The organism is Pseudolysinimonas sp., from assembly GCF_031389465.1.
GTDB lineage: Bacteria > Actinomycetota > Actinomycetes > Actinomycetales > Microbacteriaceae > Pseudolysinimonas_A.
The window spans coordinates 1-3,371 of record NZ_JANMSQ010000101.1; the positions used below are offsets into that span (position 1 = coordinate 1).

Sequence of the window (3,371 nt, forward strand, 5' to 3'; positions counted from 1 at the left end):
CGGCGCCGCCGCCAACAGCCTCCAGGGTTCCGGCTGGGCCGTGCTCGCCTGGGACCCGGTGGGCTCACGTCTGCTCATCCACCAGCTGTACGACCAGCAGAACAACACCCCGTTGGGTGTCACCCCGATCCTGCAGCTCGACATGTGGGAGCACGCGTTCTACCTCGACTACGTCAACGTCAAGGCCGACTATGTGAAGGCCTTCTGGAACATCGCCAACTGGGCGGATGCCGGTGCGCGGTTTGAGGCGGCGCGTTCGGGAGCCGCGGGGCTGCTGCTACTGTCGTAGAGGCTCAAAGCCCCGTTCATCGGAGCTGTGTGCGGCCGGGATCCCGACCTTTCGAGGGTCCGATCTCGGCCGCTTTCCGCCACCGCCACCACACACCCCCACGACCACTTTCAAGGAGCATCTGTGTCGGTCAAGATCGGTCTCAACGGCTTCGGACGGATCGGGCGGAACTACCTCCGCGCGGCTCTCGCCAAGGGCAGCGACCTGGAGATCGTTGCTGTCAACGACCTCACCGACAACAAGTCGCTCGCGCACCTGCTGAAGTACGACTCGATCACCGGCCGGCTCAACGGAACCGTCGACTACGACGGCAACCAGATCGTTGTCAATGGCAAGCCGATCCGCGTCTTCGAAGAGCGCGACCCCGCAGCCCTGCCGTGGTCGGACTACGGCGTCGACATCGTCATCGAGTCGACGGGCCGATTCACCGACGCCAAGGATGCCCGCAAGCACATCGACGGCGGCGGCGCCAAGAAGGTGCTCATCTCCGCCCCGGCGTCCGGTGAAGACGCGACTTTCGTGATGGGTGTCAACGAGGGCCTGTACGACCCCGCGTCGCACCACATCATCTCGAACGCCTCGTGCACCACGAACTGCCTCGCCCCGCTCGCCAAGGTCTTCAACGACGAGTTCGGCATCGAGCGCGGGCTGATGACCACCATCCACGCCTACACCGCCGACCAGAACCTGCAGGACGGCCCGCACAGCGACCTCCGCCGTGCTCGTGCCGCGGCGATCAACATCGTTCCGACCTCGACCGGTGCTGCCAAGGCGCTCGGCCTCGTGCTGCCCGAGCTGATCGGCAAGCTCGACGGCTTCGCGCTGCGCGTTCCCGTGCCGACCGGTTCGATCACCGACCTCACGGTCACCGCGTCGAAGCCGGTCACGGTCGACGCGATCAAGGCTGCCTACCAGGCTGCGGCCGAGGGACCCATGAAGGGCATCCTCAAGTACACCGAAGACGAGATCGTTTCGAGCGACATCGTCTCCGACCCGCACTCGTCGATCTTCGACGCTGGCCTGTTGCGCGTTCTCGGCGACCAGGTGAAGCTCTCGGCGTGGTACGACAACGAGTGGGGCTACTCCAACCGCCTCGTCGACCTGACCGAGTACGTCGCGGCCCGCCTCTGAGCCCGCGGGCTCTCGCCTCGAAACCCATGAGCCTCCGCACCATCGAGACCCTCGGCGATCTTGCCGACAAGGTCATCCTGCTCCGTTGCGACCTCAACGTGCCGCTCGACGGCGGCCGGATCACGGATGACGGACGCGTGCGCGCGTCGGTTCCTACGATCCGGAGGCTGCGCGAAGCGGGCGCGTCGGTCGTGGTGATGTCACACCTCGGCCGTCCCGACGGCGCCCCTGACCCGACGTTCAGCCTCGCCCCGGTCGCGGTCCGCTTGGAAGAACTGTTGGGTGAGCCGGTCGCCTTCGCGCCTCAGCGTGTCGGTGACGGCGTGACGCTGCTTGAGAACCTGCGGTTCGATCCGCGCGAAGCCTCGAAGGATGCGCGGGAACGCGAGTCGTACGCGGCCGAACTCGCCGCCCTGGGCGATGTCTTCGTGTCGGACGGTTTCGGGGTCGTGCACCGCAAGCAGGCGAGCGTGTACGAGTTGGCGAAAGCCGTCCCGTCCGCGGCCGGCTTGCTCATCGCCACGGAACTCGACGTACTCGACCGATTGACCGCCCGCCCCGCGAAGCCCTACGCCGTCGTGCTCGGCGGTTCGAAGGTCTCCGACAAGCTCGGCGTGATCGACGCGCTGCTGCCCAAGGTCGACCGGCTTCTGATCGGCGGCGGGATGCTCTTCACCTTCCTCGCCGCACAGGGCCACAAGATCGGCAAGAGCCTGCTCGAGGACTCGCAGTTCGAGACGGTGAAGCGCTACGTCGCCGAGGCCGCAGAGCGCGGAGTCGAGCTGGTGCTGCCCACCGACATCGTGATGGCATCCGGCTTCTCAGCCGACGCCGAGCACGTCGTTGCTCGTGCGGAGGCGTTGGAAGAGACTCCGTTCGGTGCCGATGGCATCGGGCTCGACATCGGGCCCGAGACCGCTGCCGCGTTCGCGGCCCACATCCGCTCGTCGCACACCGTGTTATGGATCGGCCCGATGGGCGTGTTCGAGTTCCCCGCCTTCGCGGAAGGCACCCGCGCGGTCGCGCAGGCGCTCTCCGAAGTCGACGGCCTCGGGGTTGTCGGCGGCGGCGACTCGGCGGCCGCGGTGCGCGCACTCGGGTTCGCCGATGAACAGTTCGGTCACATCTCGACCGGCGGCGGGGCCAGCCTCGAATTTCTCGAAGGTAAGACGCTTCCCGGCCTGGAGGTCCTCGGATGGCAGCAGACATGACTTCTCGGAAGCAGCGGATTCCGCTGATCGCGGGCAACTGGAAGATGAACCTCGACCACCTGCAGTCGATCGCTTTCGTGCAGAAGCTGGCGTGGACCCTCAAGGACGCGCGTCACGACTTCGGCGCGGCCGAGGTTGCGGTGTTCCCGCCTTTCACCGACCTGCGCAGCGTGCAGACGCTGGTGAACGCCGACGACCTGCCGATCGCGTTCGGCGGGCAAGACATCTCCGCTCACGACAGCGGCGCGTACACCGGCGAGATCTCGGGGCAGTTCCTCAAGGCGCTCGACACGAAGTACGTGATCATCGGCCACTCCGAACGTCGGCAGTACCACGGCGAGACGGATGAGGCGATCGCGGCCAAGGTCGCTGCGGCGCACCGCCACGGCATCGTTCCGATCATTTGCGTCGGCGAGACCGCTGACGACCTTGAGAAGCACGGCCCGAGCGCTGTCCCGGTCGGCCAACTGCGGGTCGCTCTCGAAGGCGTGACGAAGGGTTCCGAGATCGTCGTCGCTTACGAACCGGTCTGGGCGATCGGCTCCGGGCTAGCCGCGACGAGCGAACAAGCTCAGCAGGTCTGCGCTGCCCTGCGTGTGGTCATCGCCGAGGTGCTCGGTGACGACGTCGCGCAGGCCACCCGCATCCTCTACGGCGGCAGCGTGAAATCCTCGAACATCGCGGGCTTCATGCGCGAAACAGATGTCGACGGAGCCCTCGTCGGGGGTGCGAGCCTCCTG

4 protein-coding genes are annotated in these 3,371 nt (G+C 66.7%); all 4 read left to right on the plus strand.

Features of this window, described 5'->3' with window-relative positions:
• Positions 1-289, plus strand: a 289-nt coding sequence (locus RMO30_RS04040; protein ID WP_309709841.1) for a Fe-Mn family superoxide dismutase, incomplete at its 5' end; no start/stop codon positions are given.
• A gap of 123 nt (positions 290-412) precedes the next feature.
• Positions 413-1,420 (plus strand): type I glyceraldehyde-3-phosphate dehydrogenase, encoded by a 1,008-nt coding sequence (gene gap, locus RMO30_RS04045; protein ID WP_309709844.1) that lies wholly within the window; start codon positions 413-415, stop codon positions 1,418-1,420.
• Positions 1,421-1,446: 26 nt separating this feature from the next.
• Positions 1,447-2,631 (plus strand): phosphoglycerate kinase, encoded by a 1,185-nt coding sequence (locus tag RMO30_RS04050; protein ID WP_309709846.1) that lies wholly within the window; start codon positions 1,447-1,449, stop codon positions 2,629-2,631.
• Positions 2,628-3,371: triose-phosphate isomerase (gene tpiA / locus RMO30_RS04055; RefSeq protein WP_309709847.1), on the plus strand; the 744-nt coding region annotated here is incomplete at its 3' end. The genes RMO30_RS04050 and tpiA, both read left to right, overlap by 4 nt.

Excerpts from the sequence above, each read along its gene's own strand:
- RMO30_RS04050 (WP_309709846.1), top strand. The coding sequence starts at position 1,447 with ATGAGCCTCCGCACCATCGAGACCCTCGGCGATCTTGCCGACAAGGTC.